The sequence below is a fragment of the Saccharolobus solfataricus genome (assembly GCF_900079115.1).
GTDB classification, from domain to species: Archaea; Thermoproteota; Thermoprotei_A; order Sulfolobales; family Sulfolobaceae; genus Saccharolobus; species Saccharolobus solfataricus.
In genome coordinates, this window is the sequence record NZ_LT549890.1 from 2,564,894 (window position 1) to 2,588,279 (window position 23,386).

Annotated in this window: 22 protein-coding genes; 7 read left to right on the forward strand and 15 right to left on the reverse strand. The window is 35.3% G+C overall.

The features are described 5' to 3' along the window. Positions 1-106 precede the first annotated feature (106 nt). On the forward strand, positions 107-1,615 hold the full coding sequence (locus SSOP1_RS13680) for a 4-hydroxyphenylacetate 3-hydroxylase family protein (RefSeq protein WP_009990277.1): 1,509 nt from the start codon (positions 107-109) through the stop codon (positions 1,613-1,615). 251 nt (positions 1,616-1,866) lie between these two features. On the opposite strand, the gene SSOP1_RS13685 is transcribed toward SSOP1_RS13680, so the two are convergent. Continuing rightward, a complete protein-coding gene (locus SSOP1_RS13685; protein ID WP_009990275.1) occupies positions 1,867-2,619 on the reverse strand; it encodes a CBS domain-containing protein in 753 nt (250 codons plus the stop codon). Positions 2,620-2,652: 33 nt separating this feature from the next. Beyond that, positions 2,653-3,186, reverse strand: a complete 534-nt coding sequence (locus tag SSOP1_RS13690; RefSeq protein WP_009990274.1) for a hypothetical protein — start codon at positions 3,184-3,186, stop codon at positions 2,653-2,655. 107 nt (positions 3,187-3,293) lie between these two features. Between SSOP1_RS13690 and treH1 the strand changes: the two genes are divergently transcribed. Genes treH1 through SSOP1_RS13705 form a run of 3 tightly spaced genes read left to right on the forward strand, consistent with a single transcriptional unit; the run spans position 3,294 to position 7,019 of the window. After that, complete coding sequence (treH1, locus tag SSOP1_RS13695) at positions 3,294-5,030, forward strand: alpha,alpha-trehalase TreH1 (protein ID WP_009990273.1); 1,737 nt, start codon at positions 3,294-3,296, stop codon at positions 5,028-5,030. Between the two features lie 22 nt (positions 5,031-5,052). Beyond that, positions 5,053-6,246, forward strand: coding sequence for an Nre family DNA repair protein (locus tag SSOP1_RS13700; RefSeq protein ID WP_009990272.1), 1,194 nt, complete (start codon positions 5,053-5,055; stop codon positions 6,244-6,246). After that, entirely contained in the window at positions 6,243-7,019 is a 777-nt protein-coding gene (locus SSOP1_RS13705; protein WP_009990271.1) for an SPL family radical SAM protein, read from the forward strand. The genes SSOP1_RS13700 and SSOP1_RS13705 overlap by 4 nt, the downstream gene beginning before the upstream one ends. A 2-nt stretch (positions 7,020-7,021) precedes the next feature. Here SSOP1_RS13705 and SSOP1_RS13710 read toward each other — a convergent pair whose 3' ends face one another. Continuing rightward, positions 7,022-7,360: a DUF2173 family protein gene (locus SSOP1_RS13710; protein WP_009990269.1), complete on the reverse strand. Its 339-nt coding sequence runs from the start codon at positions 7,358-7,360 to the stop codon at positions 7,022-7,024. A gap of 207 nt (positions 7,361-7,567) precedes the next feature. Further along, the gene (locus SSOP1_RS13715) at positions 7,568-8,821 is read right to left on the reverse strand and encodes an MFS transporter (RefSeq protein WP_009990267.1); all 1,254 of its coding nucleotides are present in this window, start codon (positions 8,819-8,821) and stop codon (positions 7,568-7,570) included. A gap of 155 nt (positions 8,822-8,976) precedes the next feature. On the opposite strand from SSOP1_RS13715, the gene SSOP1_RS13720 reads away from it, so the two are divergent. Both SSOP1_RS13720 and SSOP1_RS13725 read left to right on the forward strand, forming a co-directional pair. Beyond that, on the forward strand, positions 8,977-9,765 hold the full coding sequence (locus SSOP1_RS13720) for an aldose 1-epimerase (RefSeq protein WP_009990266.1): 789 nt from the start codon (positions 8,977-8,979) through the stop codon (positions 9,763-9,765). Positions 9,766-9,836: 71 nt separating this feature from the next. Continuing rightward, the gene (locus tag SSOP1_RS13725; RefSeq protein WP_009990265.1) at positions 9,837-10,646 is read left to right on the forward strand and encodes a hypothetical protein; all 810 of its coding nucleotides are present in this window, start codon (positions 9,837-9,839) and stop codon (positions 10,644-10,646) included. On the opposite strand, the gene SSOP1_RS13730 is transcribed toward SSOP1_RS13725, so the two are convergent. The 6 genes from SSOP1_RS13730 to treH2 all read right to left on the reverse strand — a co-directional run bounded on the left by SSOP1_RS13730 (position 10,641) and on the right by treH2 (position 17,525). Further along, positions 10,641-11,681: an encapsulin gene (locus tag SSOP1_RS13730; RefSeq protein WP_009990264.1), complete on the reverse strand. Its 1,041-nt coding sequence runs from the start codon at positions 11,679-11,681 to the stop codon at positions 10,641-10,643. The genes SSOP1_RS13725 and SSOP1_RS13730 overlap by 6 nt on opposite strands. Positions 11,682-11,915: 234 nt before the next feature. Beyond that, positions 11,916-13,265 carry an ATP-binding protein gene (locus SSOP1_RS13735; protein WP_009990261.1) on the reverse strand — a complete coding sequence of 450 codons (1,350 nt, stop codon included), beginning with the start codon at positions 13,263-13,265 and terminating at the stop codon, positions 11,916-11,918. Positions 13,266-13,267: 2 nt separating this feature from the next. After that, the gene (locus tag SSOP1_RS13740) at positions 13,268-13,768 is read right to left on the reverse strand and encodes a hypothetical protein (protein ID WP_009990260.1); all 501 of its coding nucleotides are present in this window, start codon (positions 13,766-13,768) and stop codon (positions 13,268-13,270) included. Between the two features lie 237 nt (positions 13,769-14,005). Next, positions 14,006-15,172: a hypothetical protein gene (locus tag SSOP1_RS13745; RefSeq protein ID WP_009990259.1), complete on the reverse strand. Its 1,167-nt coding sequence runs from the start codon at positions 15,170-15,172 to the stop codon at positions 14,006-14,008. Between the two features lie 56 nt (positions 15,173-15,228). Then, positions 15,229-15,771: a hypothetical protein gene (locus tag SSOP1_RS13750; protein WP_009990258.1), complete on the reverse strand. Its 543-nt coding sequence runs from the start codon at positions 15,769-15,771 to the stop codon at positions 15,229-15,231. After that, complete coding sequence (treH2, locus tag SSOP1_RS13755; RefSeq protein ID WP_009990257.1) at positions 15,771-17,525, reverse strand: alpha,alpha-trehalase TreH2; 1,755 nt, start codon at positions 17,523-17,525, stop codon at positions 15,771-15,773. The genes SSOP1_RS13750 and treH2 overlap by 1 nt, the downstream gene beginning before the upstream one ends. Before the next feature lie 364 nt (positions 17,526-17,889). Here treH2 and SSOP1_RS13760 point away from each other — a divergent pair, with 364 nt between their 5' ends. After that, positions 17,890-19,203 carry a glycosyltransferase family 4 protein gene (locus SSOP1_RS13760; RefSeq protein WP_009990256.1) on the forward strand — a complete coding sequence of 438 codons (1,314 nt, stop codon included), beginning with the start codon at positions 17,890-17,892 and terminating at the stop codon, positions 19,201-19,203. A 3-nt stretch (positions 19,204-19,206) separates the two neighbouring features. Here the strand turns inward: SSOP1_RS13760 and porB are convergent, their stop codons facing one another. The 5 genes from porB to SSOP1_RS13785 form a co-directional block, all read right to left on the reverse strand. Beyond that, entirely contained in the window at positions 19,207-20,106 is a 900-nt protein-coding gene (gene porB / locus SSOP1_RS13765) for a pyruvate synthase subunit PorB (RefSeq protein WP_009990254.1), read from the reverse strand. After that, positions 20,075-21,277 (reverse strand): transketolase C-terminal domain-containing protein, encoded by a 1,203-nt coding sequence (locus SSOP1_RS13770; RefSeq protein WP_009990252.1) that lies wholly within the window; start codon positions 21,275-21,277, stop codon positions 20,075-20,077. Before SSOP1_RS13770 ends, porB begins: the two co-directional genes overlap by 32 nt. Further along, positions 21,274-21,537: a 4Fe-4S binding protein gene (locus tag SSOP1_RS13775; RefSeq protein ID WP_014511432.1), complete on the reverse strand. Its 264-nt coding sequence runs from the start codon at positions 21,535-21,537 to the stop codon at positions 21,274-21,276. The genes SSOP1_RS13770 and SSOP1_RS13775 overlap by 4 nt, the downstream gene beginning before the upstream one ends. Next, positions 21,524-22,078: a 2-oxoacid:acceptor oxidoreductase subunit gamma family protein gene (locus SSOP1_RS13780; RefSeq protein ID WP_009990249.1), complete on the reverse strand. Its 555-nt coding sequence runs from the start codon at positions 22,076-22,078 to the stop codon at positions 21,524-21,526. Before SSOP1_RS13780 ends, SSOP1_RS13775 begins: the two co-directional genes overlap by 14 nt. A gap of 63 nt (positions 22,079-22,141) precedes the next feature. Continuing rightward, positions 22,142-23,338: a 4Fe-4S dicluster domain-containing protein gene (locus SSOP1_RS13785; protein ID WP_014511433.1), complete on the reverse strand. Its 1,197-nt coding sequence runs from the start codon at positions 23,336-23,338 to the stop codon at positions 22,142-22,144. Positions 23,339-23,386: the final 48 nt, after the last annotated feature.

A 23,386-nucleotide genomic window follows, 5' to 3' on the forward strand; every position in this document is an offset into this window, starting at 1 on the left:
TTTAAGTGTGTTGGTTAGAATTTTGAAATGGTTAGTCATAAAGTTTTTATAATTATATTTATTGGCATATATATAACTTTATAAACCAGCTCTGCTACTATATAATATGGTTCTAAGAACTGGGGAAGAGTACGTTAATGCAATTAGGCATAGAAATAAGGTTGAAATTTACGTTATGGGGAAGGAAGTAAAGGATGTAACAGAGCATCCTTTCTTAAAGCCTTCAGTACTTGCATTTAAAGCAACTTATGATGCAGCCCATGAAGAGGATAGTGAATCTTTAGCTAGAGCATGGAGTTCCTTCATTAATGAAGAGGTAAATAGATTCACCCATATCCATAGATCTCCAGAGGATTTGGCAGCTAAGGTTAAACTTCTGAGAAAGATCAGTCATAAAACGGGAGCGTGTTTCCAAAGGTGTGTAGGGTGGGACGCTCTAAATGCAATATACGTTACCTCTAGACTAATGGCGGAAAGGGGTAAAAAGGAGTATTATGAGAGATTTGTGGAATATTTGAAATATGTACAAAAGAATGATGTAGCGTTAGCTGGAGCCATGACCGATGTTAAAGGTATAAGAACGTTGAGACCTCATGAGCAACCTCATGCTTATTTAAGAGTAACCCAGGTTACTAAAGACGGTATTTACGTTTCTGGTGCTAAGGCGAATATAACTGGAATAGGAGCTGCTGAAGAAATTGTGGTTATGCCAACTAGAGCGATGAGTGAGAAAGATATGGATTTTGCGGTAGCTTTTTCTATACCATTAGATACTGAGGGTATTAAAGTTATAATAGGAAGGCAAGTTAATGATGGGAGAAGGTTAGAAGAAGGGGAGATAGATGGATTACCCTACCGTACCAATCATGAGGGCTTGGTAATATTTGATAACGTCTTCGTTCCAATGGAAAGAGTGTTTATGTTAGGGGATTGGCAGATGAGCGGAATCCTAGTTGAAATTTTCAGCTCTTATCATAGGCAAGGTTATGGAGGTTGTAAGTCGGGATTGGGGGATGTGATAATTGGTGCAGCATATAATTTAGCTAAGCAAATTGGAGTCGAAAAAGCTCCACATATTCAGAATAAGCTAAATGAAATGGTTTTATTGAATGAGAACATGTATGGAAGTGGCATTGCTGCCAGTCTAGATGCAGTTAAGTTATGTGAAGATGGCTGCTGGTGGGTTAATCCCATGTTTGCAAACGTTACTAAGCAATTAGTCACGAGATTTCCTTATGAAATTACTAAGTTTTCAACTGATATTGCAGGAGGTATAATAGGTACTGCTCCAAGTGAGTGGGATTTGAAAAACCCTAAACTTAAACCATATATTGAGAAGTACCTACAAGGTATGATGGACTATAGTACGGAAGATAGGCTAAGAATGGTAAGATTATTAGAAAATGTAGGCTTTAGTGTGGCGTTTCTAATTGAATCGGTTCATGGAGCAGGTAGCCCAGAAGCTCAGAGAATTGCCATAAATAGGGTCTACGACTATGAATATGCTGAGAAGATTGCTAAATACTTGTCGCAAATAGAGAAGAGAATTGACTTTAAAGAAAATGCAGAGCCTTGGAGGAAGACAGACACGGAGAAGATAGCTAGTAGTGGCTGAATCCTTTTTCATGTTAATAGAGATCTTTTTATTTCCATTTTTCTTATTATTTTTTAGTGATTCCAATCCAATAGAGGCGATGCACGAAGGGTTGGTTGATGTTAAGCAGAGATCTGAGTCCAGTGCAGTTAGGTTTGAAAGAGTCTCATGACTCACCTTTAGGGCTAAGTCCCTATACTCGATTGAACATAAAATGATTGGAATGAAAGTGAAGGGACAAACTGATCAAAAATAAATAAGTAAAAACGTTTTTATGCTATATTTATGTACGCATACATAAGGTCTCTTTCAGTAACTATTCCTACCAATTTTTGATTTTCCATAACTAGTAGTGTACCTATTCTCTTTTCTATCATTAATTTAGCCGCATTCAGTATACTATAATATCTGTTTATAGTTATTGGATTTTTAGTTCCAGCATCTAGAACTTTTCCTATATTTTTATTTTTAGCTAGATATTTGACTATATCAGCTGCAGTAATTATACCAACGAGCCTGTTATCTTTGCTAAACACTGGCAGTCTCCTCACGTTATTCATCACCATTAGTTTGGCAGCATCCATTATTGTGTTCTCCTCACCTATGGATATTATGTTACTTGACATTACGGAATCTACTAATCCAGAGAACATTGAGGACGCTATCAGTTTCAAAATCTCTCTTTCGGTAAAAATACCCACGATAACGTTATTATCAACTACTGGAATTCCTCCAATATTGTTCATTAACATTATCCTAACTACATGATTGACATCATCATTAGGCGAGACAATAACTAAATCTTTACTCATTATATCCTTTACCTTTAAATCATATATATTAGTCCCATATTCGCTGAAAGAAGCAACAACATCCCTAGTAGAAACAATTCCAATAGGCTTTTCCTCCTTTAAAACAACAATTCTACCAGATGGATTATTGGAAAGTATATCGATAGCCTCCTTTAAGGAGGATTCTGGGAAAATAGTTATTACAATAGGGTTAGCTATATCAATCACTTTCATATGTAATATATTGTCATGATAGTTAAAAAACTTTCAAATAACAACTCTTGTGCTTTTCCCTACCTTCTCCACATTTCTCAATAATTCCCTATAATCGCTTACAAAGGTAAAATTGTGCAATTTCATGTTTATCTCATAATAACCCTCTCTATCCTTAGCCTTGATCATCAGCCTATCGTTCCTATAACTTACACTATAGTAGAGTGAGCTTGAGGACAACGTTACTTCACTATCCCCATATTTTGAAATTGGGTTTTCTACTAAAATAATAGATCTTATTTCAAAAAGTGTTTTCGATAATATTAGTTCCACAAAGCCTTCGATGTCCTCCTTTTCAGAAACGAATATTGCTATGGAACTAGTAGCTGAGAGAAACGGATCATTTCTCAACGCGTAATCCAAATTCTCGAATAAGTGAATGCTATTTAAGCCGTCTAATGGGAAGTTCCACAACTCCTCATAACTAGCCATATAAGGTCTTCCATTAACTATAGCCCTTATTTTGAAATTATATGATGAGCATACAACATTAGCTGGTATCCTTTTCCTATCGTCAAGACAGTACATCTTTAATCATAATATTTCTTATCTACTTATATCTTAAATAATGATTATAGTCTAGTTGCCTTATTTAGATAATGACTTATATAGCTGTTTAACCTTTCTTGTTAGTTATGAAAACACTTGGATTCATCTCAAATCAGATAACATCAGCCCTAATTGATTTATCTTCAATTGTTTGGTTTCCAGTTCCTAAGTTCGACTCCCCGTCAGTGTTCACTAGGTTGTTAGATGAAGATGGAGGAGAGTTTTCTATATTACCAGAAGGACAAGAAATAATAGCTGTTAAACAAGAATATGTTTATCCATTAGTATTAATGACTGCCATACGTACTAAACAAGGCGAAATAAGTATTACTGATCTCATACCATTGGGTGAAACAGTAATTATAAGAAAGGTTGAATCGGAAATTCCTTTTAAGGTCGTGTTTAAACCTAGATTCTATTATTCTCTATACAAGCCCATAATCGATGGTAATAGATTTGTAAATCCAAGAGGAAGGGATTGTATGGCGTTTCTTTACGACTTTTCGGGCGAGGTCAAAAGATCTGGAAATTATGTTTGGAATTTTAGTAATGGGAAAGGATATTTAATAGCCAACTATGCCTCTGACGTTAAACATGGGGTTTTCAGTGAAAGGGGTTCAACGTTAAATGCCATATATGAAAGATCGTTTGAAAATACGATAAACTATTGGAAAAGTATTGATGTGAAAGACGCTAAATCATTTAATGACCTTTATAAGGCATCCATATATACAATGCTAGGCTCTATTTATGCGCCTTCTGGAGGAGTAATTGCAGCTCCTACAACTTCTTTACCAGAAGTTGAAGGTGGAAAGAGAAATTGGGATTATAGATTTGCATGGGTAAGAGATTCTTCGATCATAGCTGAAGCCTTGTTAGAAGCTGGATCCATTGTAGAAGCTAGAAGAATAATAAACTTCTTACTTTCGCTCATAAATTTCTCGTCAAAGCCATTTTACTATCCCCTATATACGATAGAGGGCACAATTCCTCCCCCTGAGAGGGAATTACGATGGCTATCTGGATACAAGAACTCTAAACCAGTAAGAATAGGAAACGGAGCTTCTTCTCAGATTCAATTAGATATTGAAGGATTTTTCATTTCGGCTCTTTATAAATATGTAAAGATGACTAATGATCAAGTGTTTCTGAAAGACGTTTTTAGTAAAGTGAAGTACATTGGGGATTGGATATCAGAGAATTGGAGCTTAAAAGATTCTGGTATTTGGGAGGATAGGGGGAGTCCTCAACACTATACTCACTCTAAAATTATGATGTGGATAGCACTAGATAAAATAGGGAAACTAGCAAACTTAATCGGATATGCGGACATTTGGGCTAAAGAGAGGGAAAAGCTTAGAAACTGGATATTCACTAACTGTGTAAAGAACAATTATTTTATCAGATATTGTGGGAATACTGATGACGTAGATTCATCATTATTATCAGCACCATTGTATGGGTTCATTGAAGTTAGTGATAGTACATTTATTAATACACTAACGAAAATCGAAAACGATCTAAAAACCGACGTATTTGTGAAAAGATACAAAACTGATTTCATGGGAGAAGCTAAACACCCATTTTTGTTGACTACAGTGTGGCTTGCTAGAGTTTATATGAGATTAGGAAAAATAGATAGTGCTATAGAAATCTTGAATAAGATCAATAAGGTTTCAAGAGAACTACATTTAGTAGGTGAACACGTTGATGTGGAAAAAGGGGAGTTTACGGGTAACTTTCCTCAGATTTTTGTTCATGCGCAATTGGTAATTGCAATAAAAGAGCTTAACGACACGTTAACTGATAAAAATATTATATAGATAAGAGAGTAAGATTAAATTAGTGATAAGGCCAGAGTTATGCATAAGATGTAGAGGGGCAAAGTATCTTTGCGGTCTTTCATACTGTCCAATCATAGTTAATACTAAAACGGTAAGAGTAAATTTCAAGGAGGTATATGGTTCTTCCCCACCATCCGTCTTTGTAGGTAGATTTAGTTATCCCAAAATTACAGTTTATCCCTCTGCCCCACCAATTTTAGGGGATACGAGTAAGTTTGAAGATTCCAAATATTGGCTCAATGCTGACTTAAGTGAGTTCTTATCAATGAGGCTTTCCTTAGTGAGAGGTGGTGTCAAATATCACAAAGATGATGCAAGACTACCAGATAGGTTTTTACTAGATATTCAGAGTATAACAATATCATCGAGACCAGTTGAATTGGATTTAAGGCTGAAGAGAATACCTTCTGGAGGTATTTTAGATGAAAGTCTGCCACCTCTAGGTCCTTCAGCACCATTGGAAAAGCTTGAGATAGCCACATTGCCTCCTCCCTTAGCAGTAGTAGAGAAGGTTTATGTTGATAACGATATGAGGGCAAAAGATGGTATAATGAAATTATATAATGCAGGGATTGACGTAGAAAAAATATCCAGGATATTAAGTATTGGTGGAATTGGAAAGGAAAGAAAATTAGTACCTACTAGATGGAGTATAACAGCAGTGGATAAGGCTATTTCCGATACTCTAATTGAGAATATAAAGAATTATGACACGATAGACAAGGTTGAAGTTTATTTCAGAAAATATAATAAGAATCTTTTCATCGCAATTCTTCTTCCTAGAGATTGGAGCTTTGAATGGGGAGAAGCCTGGTATCCTGGAAGTACCTGGAATAAGTTTGGCAACTATGTTGATATAGAAGTGGATAACGAAAGGTATCATGGTAGATCTGATTATCCAGAAATAGGCGGTTGTTATTATGCTTCTAGATTAGGTGTGACGGAATTCTTGGCAAGCAGAAAGAGACAAGCCACTGCAATATTATGGAGGGAGATATATGAAGGATTTAACTTGCCAGTAGGTGTTTGGTTTGTTAGGGAAAACGTTAAGGAAATGTTTAAAGGTAAGCCAGTAGTATTTGACGACATAAGTACTGCCTTAAATTTCGTTAAAAGATTATTAAGATCTGATTTAAAGCAGTGGTTAAGTAAGTCATTACTCTCCTTTAATACCATTGATAAGTGGTTAAAATGATTGTAAAGTCCATTAGGGTGAAATCTGCTTTAAGTAAATCTGGATTGAAAGAGTTAAACTATAGTCTAAATCCTTATTTAGGTTGTGTATTTTCTTGCCCCTATTGTTATGCCCCCAATTTCACTCCAGATAGGGAGGCTTCAGAAAATTGGGGGAAAGTTGTAGCCGTTAAGGAGAACTTGCTTGAGGTTTTAGAGAGAGAAGTGAAAATCTATAAGAGGGGAGTAGTTGGGATATCTACAATAACTGATGCTTATCAACCGATAGAGGCTTTAAGAAAGCTTACTAGGGAAAGCCTAAAGATATTATTAAAGAATGGTTTCAGAGTTTCAATTCAGACTAAGTCACCCTTAGTTTTAAGGGATATTGACGTACTCTTAGAATACAAGGATAGAGTTGATGTTGGATTTACAGTTACTAGTTTAAATAATAAGTTAGAACCTAACGCACCTCCAGCTAAAGGTAGATTAAGAGCCTTAGAGGAACTCAGTAATGAAGGGCTGGAAACTTGGATTTTCCTAGGACCTATTATTCAAGGTGTAAATGATACTGAGGTAGAGAATATAATTCGTGAAATTTCAAATATCAAAGCAAGGGTAATTTTCGATAGTTTTCATTACTATAGGGGGTTAAAATTTAAGGAGGGTTCTATACATTGGTGGGTTAATTTGAAGAATAAAATATTAGAGAATTGTAAGAGGTACAGTATAGAGTGCCATGAACAAAGTGAGGACTGGATTTATGAAAAAAAGAGATATTATAAAACCTTTTAGCCTTATATTCCGGCTACTTCTCTTAATGTTTTGAATATTTGATTGAAATCTGCCTCAGCAAGTTTAACAAACACTCCATAATTTCCCATTACGCATACTGCATACTCTCCTGCAGCTACAGCCCACCCTAAAAACGGAGTCCATCTCATTCCAGAAATTTTCGTGAAAGACTCTGCTTCCACAGTTCCCATTAAAGTGTTAGCTGCCACCATCTTTGCTACCATCTCAGCAATCTCTTTAGACATCGGTCCCTTATACTCTACAAGTTTCCCATCCGGTGTATATTGTCCAGCTGCTATTGCTCCTTTTAATTGCATTAGTTTATCGAGCTTTTCACTCATTTTTTATACCTCTACTAAATATTAGATAAATCATTTTAATAAATTTTATGATTAAACATTATAAAAAATCATAATATATCAAGTTTTATCTTATTTATTTTCTCTAGGGTTTAACTAAATAGCATATGAAGTCGTCCTAAAAGTCACATCGATAAAATATCATAAAGTTTAAATATTAGTTTATTTTTACTAAAAATTAAGATAAAATCATCCTTCCTCTAGATATCTAAATATCCACGAAGCAAATAAGAGTATTATCCCCGCTGTTATAAAATCTATACCGTAGCTGATATAGTGCGTGATATAACCTGACAAAAGCGATCCTAGAAATAACGATATCCCTACTACAGTACTGTAAACTCCGAGCCCAGTTCCTTGTCTCCTCTCCCCAACAATTTTGAATATTAAGGTAGTAGATGAGGAGTAGAAAATTGCATAGGCAATTCCAGCTGCCAACGGATAAAATATTAACCCAGATATAAATATTGGTATACCTAAAAATAATTGAGCAAATATACCAAGTACAACATAAGATACTCCTCTTAGGATAAGTGAAATGTGTGCTAATCCTTTTTCATCTTTACTTTCAAGTAGCATTGAGGATATTCTAAATCCTAAAATTTGAAATACCATACCGACGCTTATTACAGCCAACACCTCAGATTTATTTAACCCTTTCACGTACAAGCCAGCTGGATAAACTGTATTGAATATTCCACTACTTATGTAAAATAACACTATTCCTAGATACAGTAAAGGAACGTAATTAATGGGTTTCCTAAATAATCTAGTCATGGAGAACATTTTGAAGTGATGAATATTAGGTAAATGAAGGAACATCATTGGCAAGTGTCTCATTCTAGTTAAAAATGACTCTTTATGGTGTATGATAGCAGTCCTTTCAAAAGTAATTATAGGTTTAGGTAGTATCTTTATGCTTGCTATTAACGTAGCTAATACTGAAAATCCCAATATTTCCTCTATTTGGTCAATTCTTAAGAGAATTACCAGAAAAGTCGAAATAACTAATCCCAGCAAGACACCTATGGAGGAGAATAAGGAGAACCTTGAGAAAAGAGAACCCCAGTGTTTTTTCTCAACGGACTCCATTATTAATAAATTGAACGGTGTAGCTGACGCAGTACTCATAAATGTGATTAAAGCGTAGTTTAAGGTGACTAGTGAGATACTGTTCATGAATGGCATAAAGACAAGTGGGATTGAAACCCCAGCTAGGCTTAACAATATTTGTTTCTTTCTATCCATCCTGTCAGCCATAAATCCCCATAATATTGAAGCTGGAATTAGAACAGCGTTACTTAGGGATATGGCGTATGCTACGTTAATCGCATTTCCTCCAAGCGAGAGAATCTGTAACGTTACTAATGTTGACAATGGTCCCGTTGAAGCGTTATAGGGTATTATTAGATACATCCATCTGGTATCCTTATACTTAATCATTACTTGTTTTAGCCACAATGTAATGTTTAAAAATTTTATTGTAAAGTTTAACGAGCAATATATCCTTGGTTAAGTTTAAATTTTTTAAATATAGGAAACAAGAGAATGCTCAGAGACAGAAAATAAATTTAATCCCAGTCCGAATGTGAAAGTGTATGAAAATAAAAAAGGGAGATACTGAAGCTGAAATTTTAACAAAAGGTGCCTATCTTTATTCGTTTAAAATTGGAAATAGGGACATGATATTAAGAGGAGATTTGGAGAGACCTACAAGGGGTGGTATGGCAATCCTAATACCATTTGCAAATAGAGTGAAAAATGCCGAATATGTATTTGAAGGAGTAAAATACACTTTACCTCAAAATAGAGAGGGAAACGCAATACATGGATTAGTCATGGACAAGGAGTTCAACGTTATAGGAAAAAGTGAGGATAGTATCAGCTTGCAATATATTCTAGAACATGAAGGATATCCTTCCAAGCTCGATTGTGTTATAACCTACAAGGTTTTCAAATACGGACTTAGGATAAAGATAGTTGTAAGAAACGTAGGAAATAAAAGAGCACCATTAACGGTTGGTGCACATCCATACTTTATTACGGCAGATGATTGGAGAATAGTAGTGGAAAAGGAGGAAAGTATAAAGAAGTGCATAAGTTTCAATAAAATTCCTACTGGGGAATTGGTAAAGACTAAACTTGAACACACTGATTACGATGACTGTTTCTTGATAAGTGGAGGTATTCAGCTACATTCATCCTATTCAAAAGTGAGAATTACAAGAAGAAACATGCCATTTGTACAAATATATACTGGCGTAAGAGGCTCAATTGCGATAGAACCCATGAGCGGTGCCCCAGATGCATATCATAATGGTTTAGGACTTAAAATATTAGAACCAAATGAGAGCTCATATTTTGCGTTTGCGTTTCGTTTCCATTGAATATATTTATACATCGGTAATCTTCTATATAAATCAATAAGGTTTATATTTTAAAATTATATAGTAGATTTATGCCCTATGCAGAAGAAATGGAAGTGAAAGCTAGTAGATCTCAATTACTGTCATTCTTTATAGACCCAGTGAGATTTGCTGGAATATTAGGTCACCTGATGATTGTGAATATATTTGATAAGGCCGAAAGTAAATTCGTAACAATGGGTAGTCTAAAAAAGCCTGAAAATAAGTTCAAAGTTCTTTATTTAATCGGAGATCCAGAATCACGATTAATAACGTTTTCAGGTATAATGGAGGGACCTACACTTACGTTTAATACCATTACATATAAGGGAGAAGGAGATAATGGGAAATTAACGTGGAGGATAGATCTTATCTTAACAGAATTAGGTAAACTAACAAGAATGAAAGTTGCTGCAGATGTTAAGCAAAGCTATGGTTTTCTAGATAGAGTCAGAATAGGAGATTTTGATTTTGCAACGCATTTAGTAAAAGAGCATGTAATACCATTTGTTAAATTTTATTTTAAGCCCTCTATCTTGGAAGAAACTCCAGTCCTCAATGAGGTATTTAGATTTAGAGGGAGTGTTGAAGAGGTTATATTGAAATTAAGAGAGGTTATAGTAAATATTAAACAAGGAGGTATAATTATTCTTGGAGATGATTATAATATAATAACATCCATAGTCAATGGAGAAGTCTCTCATGCTCAGATAAATAATATGGATGTACCTGGAAGTGAGGTTTTTGCATATCTACTTAAGGCGAGCGGAAATGTAGAATTAATAGCCTATGATATTTCCTTAGATGACTTGATATTTAAGAACTTAAAAAGAAGATTGGAGGAAGTGAAAGCTAAATCATGATGTTTTTTGCGTAATTACGCAAGAAGCAGCGCTACTAATTAATCTAGGTGCAATTTGCTCAGTGATCAAATATACCTCATAGTCCTTTTCTTTGGACAAGTACTCGACGTTAAGGTCAGAGAACACTAATATGTCAAATCCCTGCTTACTGATGACGTAAATTTCATCATTACTAACTATGTCCGTAGGTACTACATTCCCTATTTCCTTTATCATTTCAATTTCGTAGGTGCCACTTCTATCAACCACCCTGAAGGTTTTAGAGTAGTTTAAGCTAGACATTAGTATGTAAACGTCTTTACCGAATCCTTCTCGAGTTAAATTTTCATACGCTCTTAGAACATCGAGTAGTATATTTCCAGCGACATTCCAGTCAGAACCTGTAATTTTCAAGCCGATTTTTAGAGGAGATAACGGATGATTTTTTAATAATAAATAATTCTCCATCTTAGCAAAAGATTTTCCAGCTAATACGGCTGTTCTTCTCGAATCGCTCTTCTGACCCAAATAAAATTTTACTTGAGAATTAATTAACGGAACTTCATAGAGTGATGCACTTTTGCTTTGAATTATATCTCCGGAATCCTCTTTTATTTCTGATAAAGGTATGGTGGTAAACTCATATTTTATTGTATTTCCTATATTCCTCATTATTCTACTCGACACAATTCCCTCAGTTATCCAGCTCACTATATGGTCTTTGGAAATCTCCTTACTACTAGTTGGAATTAAAGGAAAATCCTTGGTTTCACCAATCAGTTTTGAAGCTTCTTCCCATCCCTTTTTAAAATAACTGAAATCCTCTGGAGAAACTTGATATAGTAGTCTTAGGAATTCTCCAAAATGAGTCATTTCCTCTTTAGTTATGTCTTCATGTACTTTTCTTAATTTCTCGTCATCAATATATTTATTTTGTTGTAGATAAAAATTTATAGCATCTATTTCTGCAGCTATTGCATTTCTTATAGCTCTGACTGATTCCTCTTTATCAAATTTTTCTTTTCTAGTTAAAGTTGAGGGATCATTAGAGAACAAAACTTAGCACCCATTACTCTATAAGCGTTTACGTATAAAAGTTATAAAGTCTCTTTGGCTTTATCTACAATTGCACTCATTAGCTAGTTTGTAGATTTTTATCAGATATTTAAGAATCATTACTAACTTAAATTGTACACTTTAACATTGACCGAAATGGAGATAATATAGTGATCTAGTGTAAAAATATTCAATAGGTAAATCAAGCAAATACTCACTCTCTTTTCCCTTATATTAAAGGGCGAGGTTTTCTGTCTCATTCCTTGTAGGTGTTTGATATTGATCGAAAAGGATCTTTAATCTCTCTTCTAATAGGAAGACGTCACCATTCAATATTTTCACAACTTCTAGCGTAGGGATATTTAGTGTGTAAATGTTATTAATATTAGTAGCGGTGTTTGTTATTACGAATCTTCCCCTAACCTTATATACTTTCTTATCATGTTCCACTTCCTCAATTTTGCTTAACAATTTCAATTCCTCATAGTTATATAAGCTTCCGTCATTTGAAAATACTACATCTCCCAAGTATACTTGATCATCCACAATGAAGAATAAGCCTACTACAATAGACTTTCCGTCAACTTCAATTCTCTTTCCTCTTGGATGAACATAGCTTATTCCAAACTCTTTACTAATATTGGATAGTAACTCTCTAACCTTCTTTTCAAATTCCTTAGCGTCAACTTCTGGATTCCTTAGACTTGTATATTTTCTCAATTCACTTCTAATACAATCTATGTTATTTTTCTCACAAACTTTTTCTACCTTATCCATCTCATTTCGTATGAACTGTAATATTGAACTGACATTAGTTATCTCTTTACTATTCCATAGTGTTATAATTATTGGTAGAATGTCCTCTGTTAGATCTTTACAATAGGCTTCTACAATTTCCTTTATGTCCTCACTTGTTAACGCGTCATCTAGAGGAATTCTGCTCTCCTCTATTCTCCTTCTTATTGCTAAATCAGAAACCTTGCTGTAAACCTCAGTAGGCATTGCCATAATTATCGGTATATCAAGTCCTGCGTTAATTAGCCTGTGTATTAGACTTAAGTGATAATCCCTTATTTCATCAATTAAAAGTACTAGCTTACTCAAATTCTTCATATCTCTTAACGCATTAATCATTCCGTCGAAGTTTCTTTCATAGCTCAAACAATAAACCCTTAGAAAGGGATTATTATATTTATTGCAAATTTTTAGCAACCAATCCTCAAATTTAACTCCCATCAATCTTTTCCAAAAAGAATATCCAAGCTTACCCTTTATCTTCTGCAGTTCAAGTAAAGCCTTTTCCCTCAATTCGAATTGAGTAGTCTTAGTCCAGAATTCCTCATCTATACTTTGTTTATTAGCTAAGTCTAAGTAAATTGATAAGTTATCAGTTTTTGTTATTTCCTCTATTTTCTTAAGTAACGTAGTCTTTCCCATACCAGGTTGTCCAACAACTGATGCCACTTCGTTATTTCTTACTATTTCTAGTGTCTTTTCTAAATATTTTCTATATGTTGGACCTACCAGTATAATGCTTCTAGATGACCATGTAGTTACAGTTACTCTTGGTATCTCACAAACCATATTTATCTCCTCCTCTTAACTATTCCGTAAGTAACGCCTCTTCTCGTAAATCCCTCATCACCTCCAGCTATTAAATCGTAATTTTCCTCTACATATTTTCTAAATTTTGAGTAAAACTCTTCCTTAGAAAGTCCTAGTTCTATCCTTATTCTCTCCAATGGCGCATATCCTAAAGAATCCCTTATCCTATCATAAGCCTCATCAAAATCCTTAGATGAAAAACTCTTTGATTCAACGAATTTCTGTAATAGGTCAAGCATTTTATGAATCTCATCCCTTAGTATTTTCAACTCGTCTTCTATGTTTATACTATCTAGCGGTTCAAAAGTGATTTTACTCCCATTTTCAACTCTTCTTATTTTTCCCTCCTTCTCTAACTCCTCGAGTACATGTATGAGGTTTCTATCCTTAAACTTCCTCTTAATCTTAGATAATGAGACCGGTTTCTGTGAATCCTTATATTCACTCAATATAAGAGCAAAGACGTCATCCTTGCCAATCATGTTAAAGGTTTTGGTTCTAAAATGTTCATAAGGCTTACAGCCCTTAATACTGACTTTAGGAGTTTAAAAGAAGTCACGCAATTAGAACGTATTCATAATTATTTTATTTGATTCATAAGACTTCCTAGTTACTTTTTGTAACTTATCTAATGATTGGCTATGAAGAATATATGTATATATGAAGAGAGAATCTACATAATATATCTATATTAGTATTAAAAATGAAACAAGATTTTCTTAATAAACTAAAGCCTTAATTGTGGCACCAATTTCTGTTGACGAACTTAATCTAATCCAAGTTGTAGGCTTATCGATAATATTTATTCCACGCTTTAATACCACGCTATCGCTAACTTCATCATTAATATCAGCCTTTAATTGTAATTCAGCTTCTCCGTTAACTGATACGATTAGTCTATTGGCATTAGGAACATAATACCACTTACTCTCCCTTCCCTTGAATTTCCCTCTTAGCTCACCATAACTCCTAGGATCAAAGATAAAAGTATCAACGTATTCTACCCAAATTTCATGTGTATAGCCCTCTTTCCCAGTATCGATCCTAGTGGTATAGGTATCTCTGAAGGATACAAAAAACAATTTTGGTTTTCCGTCTGGTTCGGTAGTGTAATGAGGATGTCCAACTTGAACGAATGAGTCATCTAAACCTAGAAGTGGCATTAGTGAACCTTGAAGAAAACTAACTTTGTTAACATCTTCTGTCACATAAAGCTCATCTAAATTAGGTCCAATGAACGATTGTAACATCCATTTTGAAACAGTATTCATTTCAATGAAGATTTGAAACCTAGGGATAAGTGTGAAGTCTAATACATCATTACTCCTAGCCCAAGCTCCAATATCCCCTAAATCCTCAACTCTCACCTTTTCCAAATCGTCGACGCTTCTTACCATATATAACTTAACACCAGAAGAATCAGCATTAGGAGCTACTGCAAATGCGTCATGCATATTTCTATATGCTCCGGTTGGTCTTATAGGAAAGCCAGAGTCCTTCTTTAAGTCCTTAATTAAAAGTTTATATCCCTTTAGTTTCCACTCTTGATCGAATGCAAAGAAATAGACATCATTTCCATGTGTAGAAGTGATGTAGAACTCGTCTCTAGCCTCATTGTAAAATCCCCTTATTCCATTGTTACTATAGTCAACTTGCATTGGGAAATCAGATGGTAAAATCTTCTTAATACCACTAAAGTCAACGTTTAGACTCCTATCTATTGGCGCTACGAATCCTTCACGTTTTAACCCTTTTAGATCACTCCAACCAGTGAAGAGGAACCAGTGCTTGTCTCTTTTACTATCATAGATTACGTATGGGGTTCCTACTCCACCTTTAATATCGCTAAAGGGAGATTTTGGGGGAAGAATTATTGGTCTGATCATACTGAAAAATAACCTTTAAAGAATAAAATTTTTTTATTATATATGTTATAACTCTTCTATTTATCATTGCCCAAAAGATGTCTTCTTACAAATATTCTAATATCCTTAACCTTTTTGAGAGATTTCAAATTCGTTACAATACTATCAACTTTTGCATTATCCTTTTCTCTAATATTTATACTCTCAGCCTCACTTCTCCCTAACTGATTTAAATAATACAATCTTTCTTTTTTTAGAATTAGACTCTTTTTTGATAAGGTATGTAAACGAGAATCTATTCTTGGACTATATACAAAATATCTTTTATTCCACTTAATTGAAAAAATCGGGTTTTGTATATTGTAATATCTGGATAAATAGTCGTAAAGTAAAAATGAGAGTACGAAAAGTCTAGTCTTGTCAATCCCTCCCCCATACTTATATATTGTAAACAACGTTAGGGAGTCAACGGTCATGTGATAAGCTACTTCTTGTTCTTTACATAACTTTTCTACGTTACTTTCTGCTAATAACTTAAGAATATAATAGAGAGAAACCCAAGACCCATATATTTCGATTTCGTCCAAAGCCTCCTTTAAGAGTTGTTGTAATCTATTCATTAAACTAACCTCTCTTCTAGTTCCACTATTGCCACTATTAATCCTGCATGGGGAAATGCTTGAGGAAAGTTACCCCTAGGTTCGCAAGTGTTCTGATCTAAGTGTTCAGCGAGTAATAATGATGATGTAGAACAGTTAATTAGCTTCTCAATTACTTTTTTCGCTCTGTCTACTTCTCCTAATCTAATATAAACCCGGCTTAACCATGTCGAGACTAGGGCAAAAGGATGTTTTACATTTCCCATAAAGTCATCCTTATATCTTAGTAATAAACCATCTGAAATCATTAAATCCCTCTCGATCTTCTCAAATGTCCTCAAAAATCTAGGATCTTTAGCATCTATAAAGCCGTATAGCGGTAAGGTAAGTAAAGCAGAATCTACTGAATTACTCCCGTAATATCTCGTAAAATAACCTAACTTTTCTGAATATCCGTTATCAAAAACGTCCTTTTTAATTTCTTCAGCAACATTAATCCATTCCTCAGCTTCATTTTTATATCCCAATTCATTTGCAAGTTTGCTAGCCCTATCGAGAGCTACCCAATCCATAACCTTAGTGTGCGTGAAATGCTCCTCTACTCCTCTTTGTTCCCATAAATCAGTACTCTTCCATTTCCAACTCTTCTTAGTCCATTCCGCTATTGCCTCTATGGCCCACCATATTTCACTAATATATTCTGAATCTTTACTTGCATTATAATATTCGTATAGTGCATTCATATAAGCACCTTCAACATCCATTTGTATTTGCATATACGCTGCATTTCCAACTCTTACCGGAAACGATTTTTTATGACCTTTTAGCCAATCTAGGATTTCCTCTGCTGGTGGCGCTGTTCCATCTATTGTATAAAGTGGATGATCAAAACTTTTAGACGAAGGATCTATCATAGCAGTTAGGAATCCTATTATATCCCTGGCCTTTACCAATAATCCTGCTTTTATTAACGCTTCTGCAGAGTACGAAGCATCTCTAACCCATACATATCTATAATCCCAATTTCTCGACCCGCCGATTATCTCTGGAAGAGAAGTAGTTGGAGCTGCTATAATTCCTCCTGATGGTTCATAAATTAAGCCAAGAAGTACTAACAAAGATCTATAATATGCATCTACATACATGTTAACCTTTTTAGCGTTCTCTAACCTTCTTCTCCAATATCTTATAGCCTTATTTAAGGCTTCATACGGTTCAGAATAAACAAAGCCCTTATTACTGAACAGACCATATCTCAAATCCTTCGAGTAAAGCAAGTATATATAACCTTTACCCTTTTTCAAAACGAATTCAGTATCATCAATAGGTATGTATTCCCCACCTATTAGTATTTCCACGCCCTCTTTGGATTTAGGATTTCTAAATATCAAGCCTCTTCTAGCTTTAATTATAGCTGGTGTTATAAGGCCGTATTCAAAGAATGGCTTTATCTCTACTTTCAGATCTATTTCACTTTCATAAATTCGTATAATCCCTGCTAACGATAAAGGTAAGAAGTCCGTTACTTCAGCTTTACCCTCCTCGCTTTTGAAGATAGTTCTTAGAATCAATGTATTTTCAATATAATCTTCATGAATTACCTCATATTTTTCATCTACCGGACTTATACTGAAATACCCTCCTCTTTCTTCATCCAGAATTTTTGTGAAAATTGATGAAGAATCAAATCTAGGTAATGGTAACCATTCAACACTGCCATTTTTTATTAAAGCTGAGGTGATACCGTTCGAAAGAAATTCGTAATATCTTGTCACGTGAGTAGTAAGGAATTTACCCTAAAAAATTTAGTCTTAATTGTTGAAAGTTAAATTAATCTGGAGAAGCCCATGACTAAACTAGTGTTTGCTATATAGATGAGAGGAAGTTTTCAGAAAATAACCTATGGAGGAGAGTTAATATAAGCTAGTATATTTGCACTAGTGTGGTTTTTGAGAGAATTACTACTATATTGCAATTGTGGAGTTTATACGTCAATTTCTTTCCACTGCTTATCAAATGAGAGTTGGAGAATCAATGACGAGAGAAGGATGAATTGATTTAGAATAGAACCTCATTGGTAGGTGAGGAGATACGTTTTTCAAGATAAATATATTATGAATAAACGCGAAATGAAATAGTATGATTAGCGTTGCTATTAATACCCAAACACCACCAATAAGATTTTCATTAACCTATAGAGATTTACTGGAAAAATATGGCTACTTAGAGCCTCCAATAGATCTTAACCTACTAAGTAATGATGATTATCACATTTCAGTTGGTGGAGTAGCTAAGATGATGCTAAGTCTCATAAAAACTAGAGCCTTCTCGAAATCCAGATGGGTCTCATTGGGACCAGGTTATCCTCCATCAGTGAAAATGGAAGAAGCAGAAGTTTATTTTGTTGACCTAGATGCTAAATCATTGGCAAACTATACCAGATTTAAAGAGGGACTTTATAACGAAAGCCATGGATTAAGTAAGTACAATCTTGTTGGAGAAGAATATATAGCCTATGCAAATTATAACTGGCTTTCAGCTCAAAAATTGCTGGAATTTTATAACGATACGGATATTTATTTTATAAATGATTTCCAGCAACTGTTGGTAGGAGGGATAATAGGACCTTCAGCCCCAGCAGTTCTATGGTATCATATACCCTTTGTACCAGAAAACCTAAGTAGAAAATTAAAGGAATTTCTAATTAAAGCATTTGAGAGCTTCGATTTGGTAATCTTAAGTACTAAAAGGGACTTGGAGGGTCTTGTAAGAACTGGAGCTAAGGTTAAAGTTAAACAAATTTACCCGTTCATTGACCCCTCCAGCTATAAGACAGTGGGAAGAAAAGAAATTCAATACATCGAGGATAAGTATCAACTGAAAAGCGATGATAAGGTAATTTTAGTTGTAGCAAGAATGGATCCAATGAAAAGCCAAGACTTAGCGATTTCAGCCATAAAAAATGTTGATGCCAAATTGGTACTGGCAGGAGATGGTAGTTTTACTAGTAAGACGCTAGGACACGATAAGGGAAGTATGTGGGTTAGTAGGCTAAAGGAGTTAGCTAGGAGCTTAGGAGTAGAAAATAAGGTAGTATTCACTGGATATGTACCAGATGAAGAATTATTCGCGCTTTATCAGAGGGCTAACGTAGTTCTTTTACCCTCCAGAATAGAAGGATTCGGACTAGCAGTATGTGAGGGTTGGGTTTATGGGAAGCCTGCTGTTGTAAGTAGTGGTGCCGGTATAAGTGAGCTTATTATAGAGGGAGGTAACGGCTTTGTATTCAAGTCCGGAAACATTGATGAATTAGCTGAAAAACTTAAGTTAGCGCTGAAAGATGAAAAGGTAGGTTCATTGGGAAAAGAGACCGTTAAGAAGTGTTCAGTAAGTAATGCTTTAAATGAACTGAAGGAAGGGTTTGAGATAGCATCAGAAGAATATAAGAAATAGTTTTTAGGGATTATTGAGCATGGATTTTAGCTTTTCCCACAAGTTGTCTATATATTGTTCTAAAATTTTTATTTGCTCATCAGTTAATTTCTTAAATCTTCCTTGTATGCTTAGAAAGTCTCTTATAGGTCTTCTAGTCCTCCTATCAAGACAATGTAAACTTTCTGAACTAATGTTTAACTTTCCATTATAATACTCAAATAGAGGCCAGTAGCAAGTTTGCACTGCTAATTTTGCAACCTCAACGGTCTTTGAAGGATCAAATAGCCAACCATAAGGGTCTGGAGTTAAAACATGAACGTATCTAAAACCTTCGACTTGCCTAGCCTTTTTTAACTTCTCTATATAATCATGCGGATATCCTACAGATGCAGTAGCCACATAGGGTACATTATGCGCTATCATCAATAGTGGTAGATTTTTCTTATTTTCCTTTTTTCCCTCTGGAGTTGTTGTGGTTATTGCACCAAACGGAGTTGATCCACTTCTCTGCCCTCCACTATTCATATATGCCTCGTTGTCCACAGTAAGGTAGAGTATATTGTCATTTCTCTCAGCAGCACCACTTAGTGAGGCGAATCCTATATCAGCACTTCCTCCATCTCCAGCCCAAACCACTATAGTGACGTTTTTACCTTTTTGTTTATACGCCCTAGCCAAACCAGCTGCTGTAGCTGGACCAGCTGCAAAAGCAACGTTAACTGTAGGGAAGTTGTAAGCATTATAAGGCGCATTTCCTTGTATTACCGAGGAACATCCAGCAACTACTACTAGAACTACATCTTTACCTAATCCCATTCCTAGCATTCTCATTGCCATATTTTCTGGACAACCAGGACAAGCAGAAGTTCCTGATAAGATACCGTTATGCTTATTCAATATCTCTCGGAGTCCTAAGCTCAATTTTCCCTACCTCCTTTGGATAATACCAAATTACGTCATCCTTTAGGCCTTCTACAAACTTGTTAAATATATATACGAGATCGTTTTTGTTAACTGTAACACCACCCAATCCACTTACTACACCTTTTATTTGTGGTACAACATTCGAGATTGTAGACTTTATTTCAACATAAAGCGGACCTCCACCTCTGCCAAAGCTCGTACTCCTATCTAACACTAGGACCGCCTTTTTATCCTTTAATGTATTTCTTATCTCTTTCTCACTCCAAGGTCTAAGATACCTTATTCTTAACATACCTATTTTTATTCCCTTCTCCCTTAATGTGTCCACAGCCTCCATTGCATCTCCTGCCCATGCTCCCATTAAAACTACTGCGTAATCAGCATCTTCTAGTTTATACGATACGTTTAGAGTGGAATAATCTCCCAGTGGATTAATCTTCTTATTGTATTCTCTTCCTATTTCCTTTATTACATCCTCTGAGTTTCTCAGCGCTAGATCTATTGATTCCCTTAATCTCATATAGCCCTCAGGAGGAAATATATTACCCATACCTACCGGATCTTCTGGATCTATCACATACGGTTGCCTTCTTGGAGGTAAGAAGTCATCAACTTGATCCTGATCGGGTATTAGCACATTAGTCTTAGTATGTGAAAGGATAAATCCATCCATACCGATCATCATTGGTAGGAACACTCTTTCGTCTTCTGAGATCCTAAATGCTTGTAAAGTCAGATCTAATGCTTCTTGTGGATTACTCGCAAATGCCATTATCCATCCACTATCTCTCTCGCTCGTAAAGTCCGTGTGCTCATTCCATATGTTCCATGGAGCTCCTACGGCTCTAGTACCTACAACCATCACTACTGGTACTCTACTCCCAGCAACCCACCACACCATTTCGTGCATGTAAAGTAGACCCTGGGATGCGGTAGCAGTAAAGGCCCTAACACCGCCTAAGGCAGCACCAAACGTTGCAGCCATTGCAGAATGTTCACTCTCGACTCTCACTATTTCGGTTTCAATTTCACCTTTAGCTCTCATCTCTGCCAATTTCTCAATTATTGTGGTTTGTGGTGTTATTGGGTATATTCCAGTAACTCCTACTCTCGCTAGTTTTACGCCTAAGGCTACAGCCTCATTTCCGGAAATAATTTTTCTAATCATTGTTCACTCACCATACTTATAGCCTTCACTGGACATACATTCGCACAAACTCCACAACCTTTACAATACTCGTAATCAACTCTTACTTTACCGTTGCTTGGCACTATTGTAGATTCTGGGCAGAACATAAAACACGCTTTACAGCCTATGCATTTACTATAGTCAACTACAGGCTTTACTATCCTCCATGCTCCGGTTCTTCCTCCAGCACCCTTATTAGGTCTAGTTATTGGAAAGTACTGATATTCAAGCAGTGACATACTCGACACCAACTTGTCCATAGGCTAATCTTGCACCTTTTATGTTGAGTTGAGCTACTTTACCATCAAATTCCTCTTCTATTGCTTTCTCAAGTGAAGACAGTTTAGGCATTCCCATTACCCTTATTAGGGCTCCCAAGATAATTACGTTCACCATGGGCCATCCTGATTTCACCAAACCTAAATCTGTCGCAATTTTGGTTGCATTAACGTAAAAAGTTCTCCACCTAAGATCTGGTTTAGAAGGTGAATTTAATAATATTGTGGAAGTATCTTTTAGTCCTCTGAATAAACTCCTTGATATTTGGATAAGGGAATTGTCTATTACTACTAAGTAATCTGGTTCTTCAACTGGAGAAGTTACCCTAATAGGCGTATCGGATATTCTACAATAAGCCTCTATCTCTGCGCCTCTCCTTTCTGCTCCATAAATGGGAAAAGAAGAAGTATAAAGATTTTCATACCCTGCAGCTTCAGCTAATAGCTGGGAAGCCGTTACAACACCTTGTCCACCCCTACCGTGGAATCTTATTTCGAGCAATAAATGACCACCTATTAGAACTGTATACTCTTCATCATTTAAAAAACTTACTATAAAAAATGTTTAAACTTTAGGTAAGCCGTAATATACAACTTTTTCATAAAACTCTCTCCTATGCGTTACTTCAGAAACAATATTTATAATTTCAGTTATGATGATAATTTCGGGGAAAACAATAGAAATTAGTGATATAACTATTGAAGCGACATTAAGGCTCATTCTAACGTTTGACCTTCTATTATTAGAAATTATTTCTATTACAAGAGTTATTATTAATGGAATAATAGTTGTTAAATTGTGACTGAAAAAGTACACAATTGGGAGAGACATCGTAAAGATACTCCCTATGAACGAAACTGGAGTATCAACATTATACCATGATGGTCTACTTTTCAACATATAGATCATAATACTGGAAATTACTCCAACAGTCAGAAATAATATGGCAGGGTAATAAAATAGAGGTTCGGCAATACTCAAAATATAGAATAATATTGCTATCGATGAAAATAATACCTCTCTGCTTAACCAAGAGGTTTTCAAGTTATAAATAACTCTATAAAACCTATCAGTTTTCCTAGCGTGATTTACAGATAAAAGCAATGAGGCTACTAGTAAGATAACACTCACAATACTCCAGAGAGGTAATTTAAAAAGGGAATAACCTAACGCGAATTCACTTCCAATCGTAAAGGCTAATAGTCCTAAATAATTCTCCTCTTTCTTAGTATGCAACACACTTGCATTGAGAGTTTCCTTTGATTCTGGTTGTTTTATAACAATTCTAGGTTTAGTTATTTCCGAGGGTGGAAGATAATTTACTTCTGCTTCTCCTTTTTCTATCCAACCGAATGCTAACGCACCAGTAGGACATGCCTCAACACAGTATGGTATTCCCTTTCCCTCCGCTAAACGGTCATAACAAAAGTGACATTTGCTCATGACTCCCTCATTATTGAATTTTAACGCTTCATATGGGCACGCCCATGTACAAAATCCACACCCTATACATTTATCATCCCTTATTCTGACTATCCCCATTTCGTTCTTCTCAATCGCATTGGCGGGGCATACTTGCATACATGTCGGATTATCGCAATGATTGCAAGCAATAGAAAGTGCTGTTTTACTCTCACCATGGGTCATTACTATTAGACTTCTCCAGTTAAGGTCCCCGTAAGCTTTATTACAAGCATCTACACAAGCGTTACAAATTATGCACTTATTGTGATCAAATATAAATCCCAGTTTCCTTTCCATATGATAATATCTCGTAAGATAGGTTAATAACATTAGCTTTATATCGAT

What these genes read in the sequence shown, in the direction of transcription:
- SSOP1_RS13775 (WP_014511432.1), bottom strand. Translation starts at nt 21,537, where the DNA reads ATGTCACTGCTTGAATATCAGTACTTTCCAATAACTAGACCTAATAAG.
- SSOP1_RS13785 (WP_014511433.1), bottom strand. Translation starts at nt 23,338, where the DNA reads ATGGAAAGGAAACTGGGATTTATATTTGATCACAATAAGTGCATAATT.
- SSOP1_RS13725 (WP_009990265.1), top strand. Translation starts at nt 9,837, where the DNA reads ATGCCCTATGCAGAAGAAATGGAAGTGAAAGCTAGTAGATCTCAATTA.
- SSOP1_RS13680 (WP_009990277.1), top strand. Translation starts at nt 107, where the DNA reads ATGGTTCTAAGAACTGGGGAAGAGTACGTTAATGCAATTAGGCATAGA.
- SSOP1_RS13685 (WP_009990275.1), bottom strand. Translation starts at nt 2,619, where the DNA reads ATGAAAGTGATTGATATAGCTAACCCTATTGTAATAACTATTTTCCCA.
- SSOP1_RS13745 (WP_009990259.1), bottom strand. Translation starts at nt 15,172, where the DNA reads ATGATCAGACCAATAATTCTTCCCCCAAAATCTCCCTTTAGCGATATT.
- SSOP1_RS13710 (WP_009990269.1), bottom strand. Translation starts at nt 7,360, where the DNA reads ATGAGTGAAAAGCTCGATAAACTAATGCAATTAAAAGGAGCAATAGCA.
- SSOP1_RS13715 (WP_009990267.1), bottom strand. Translation starts at nt 8,821, where the DNA reads ATGATTAAGTATAAGGATACCAGATGGATGTATCTAATAATACCCTAT.
- SSOP1_RS13760 (WP_009990256.1), top strand. Translation starts at nt 17,890, where the DNA reads ATGATTAGCGTTGCTATTAATACCCAAACACCACCAATAAGATTTTCA.
- SSOP1_RS13690 (WP_009990274.1), bottom strand. Translation starts at nt 3,186, where the DNA reads ATGTACTGTCTTGACGATAGGAAAAGGATACCAGCTAATGTTGTATGC.
- treH1 (WP_009990273.1), top strand. Translation starts at nt 3,294, where the DNA reads ATGAAAACACTTGGATTCATCTCAAATCAGATAACATCAGCCCTAATT.
- SSOP1_RS13735 (WP_009990261.1), bottom strand. Translation starts at nt 13,265, where the DNA reads ATGGTTTGTGAGATACCAAGAGTAACTGTAACTACATGGTCATCTAGA.
- SSOP1_RS13705 (WP_009990271.1), top strand. Translation starts at nt 6,243, where the DNA reads ATGATTGTAAAGTCCATTAGGGTGAAATCTGCTTTAAGTAAATCTGGA.
- SSOP1_RS13740 (WP_009990260.1), bottom strand. Translation starts at nt 13,768, where the DNA reads ATGATTGGCAAGGATGACGTCTTTGCTCTTATATTGAGTGAATATAAG.
- SSOP1_RS13750 (WP_009990258.1), bottom strand. Translation starts at nt 15,771, where the DNA reads ATGAATAGATTACAACAACTCTTAAAGGAGGCTTTGGACGAAATCGAA.
- SSOP1_RS13720 (WP_009990266.1), top strand. Translation starts at nt 8,977, where the DNA reads ATGAAAATAAAAAAGGGAGATACTGAAGCTGAAATTTTAACAAAAGGT.
- SSOP1_RS13770 (WP_009990252.1), bottom strand. Translation starts at nt 21,277, where the DNA reads ATGATTAGAAAAATTATTTCCGGAAATGAGGCTGTAGCCTTAGGCGTA.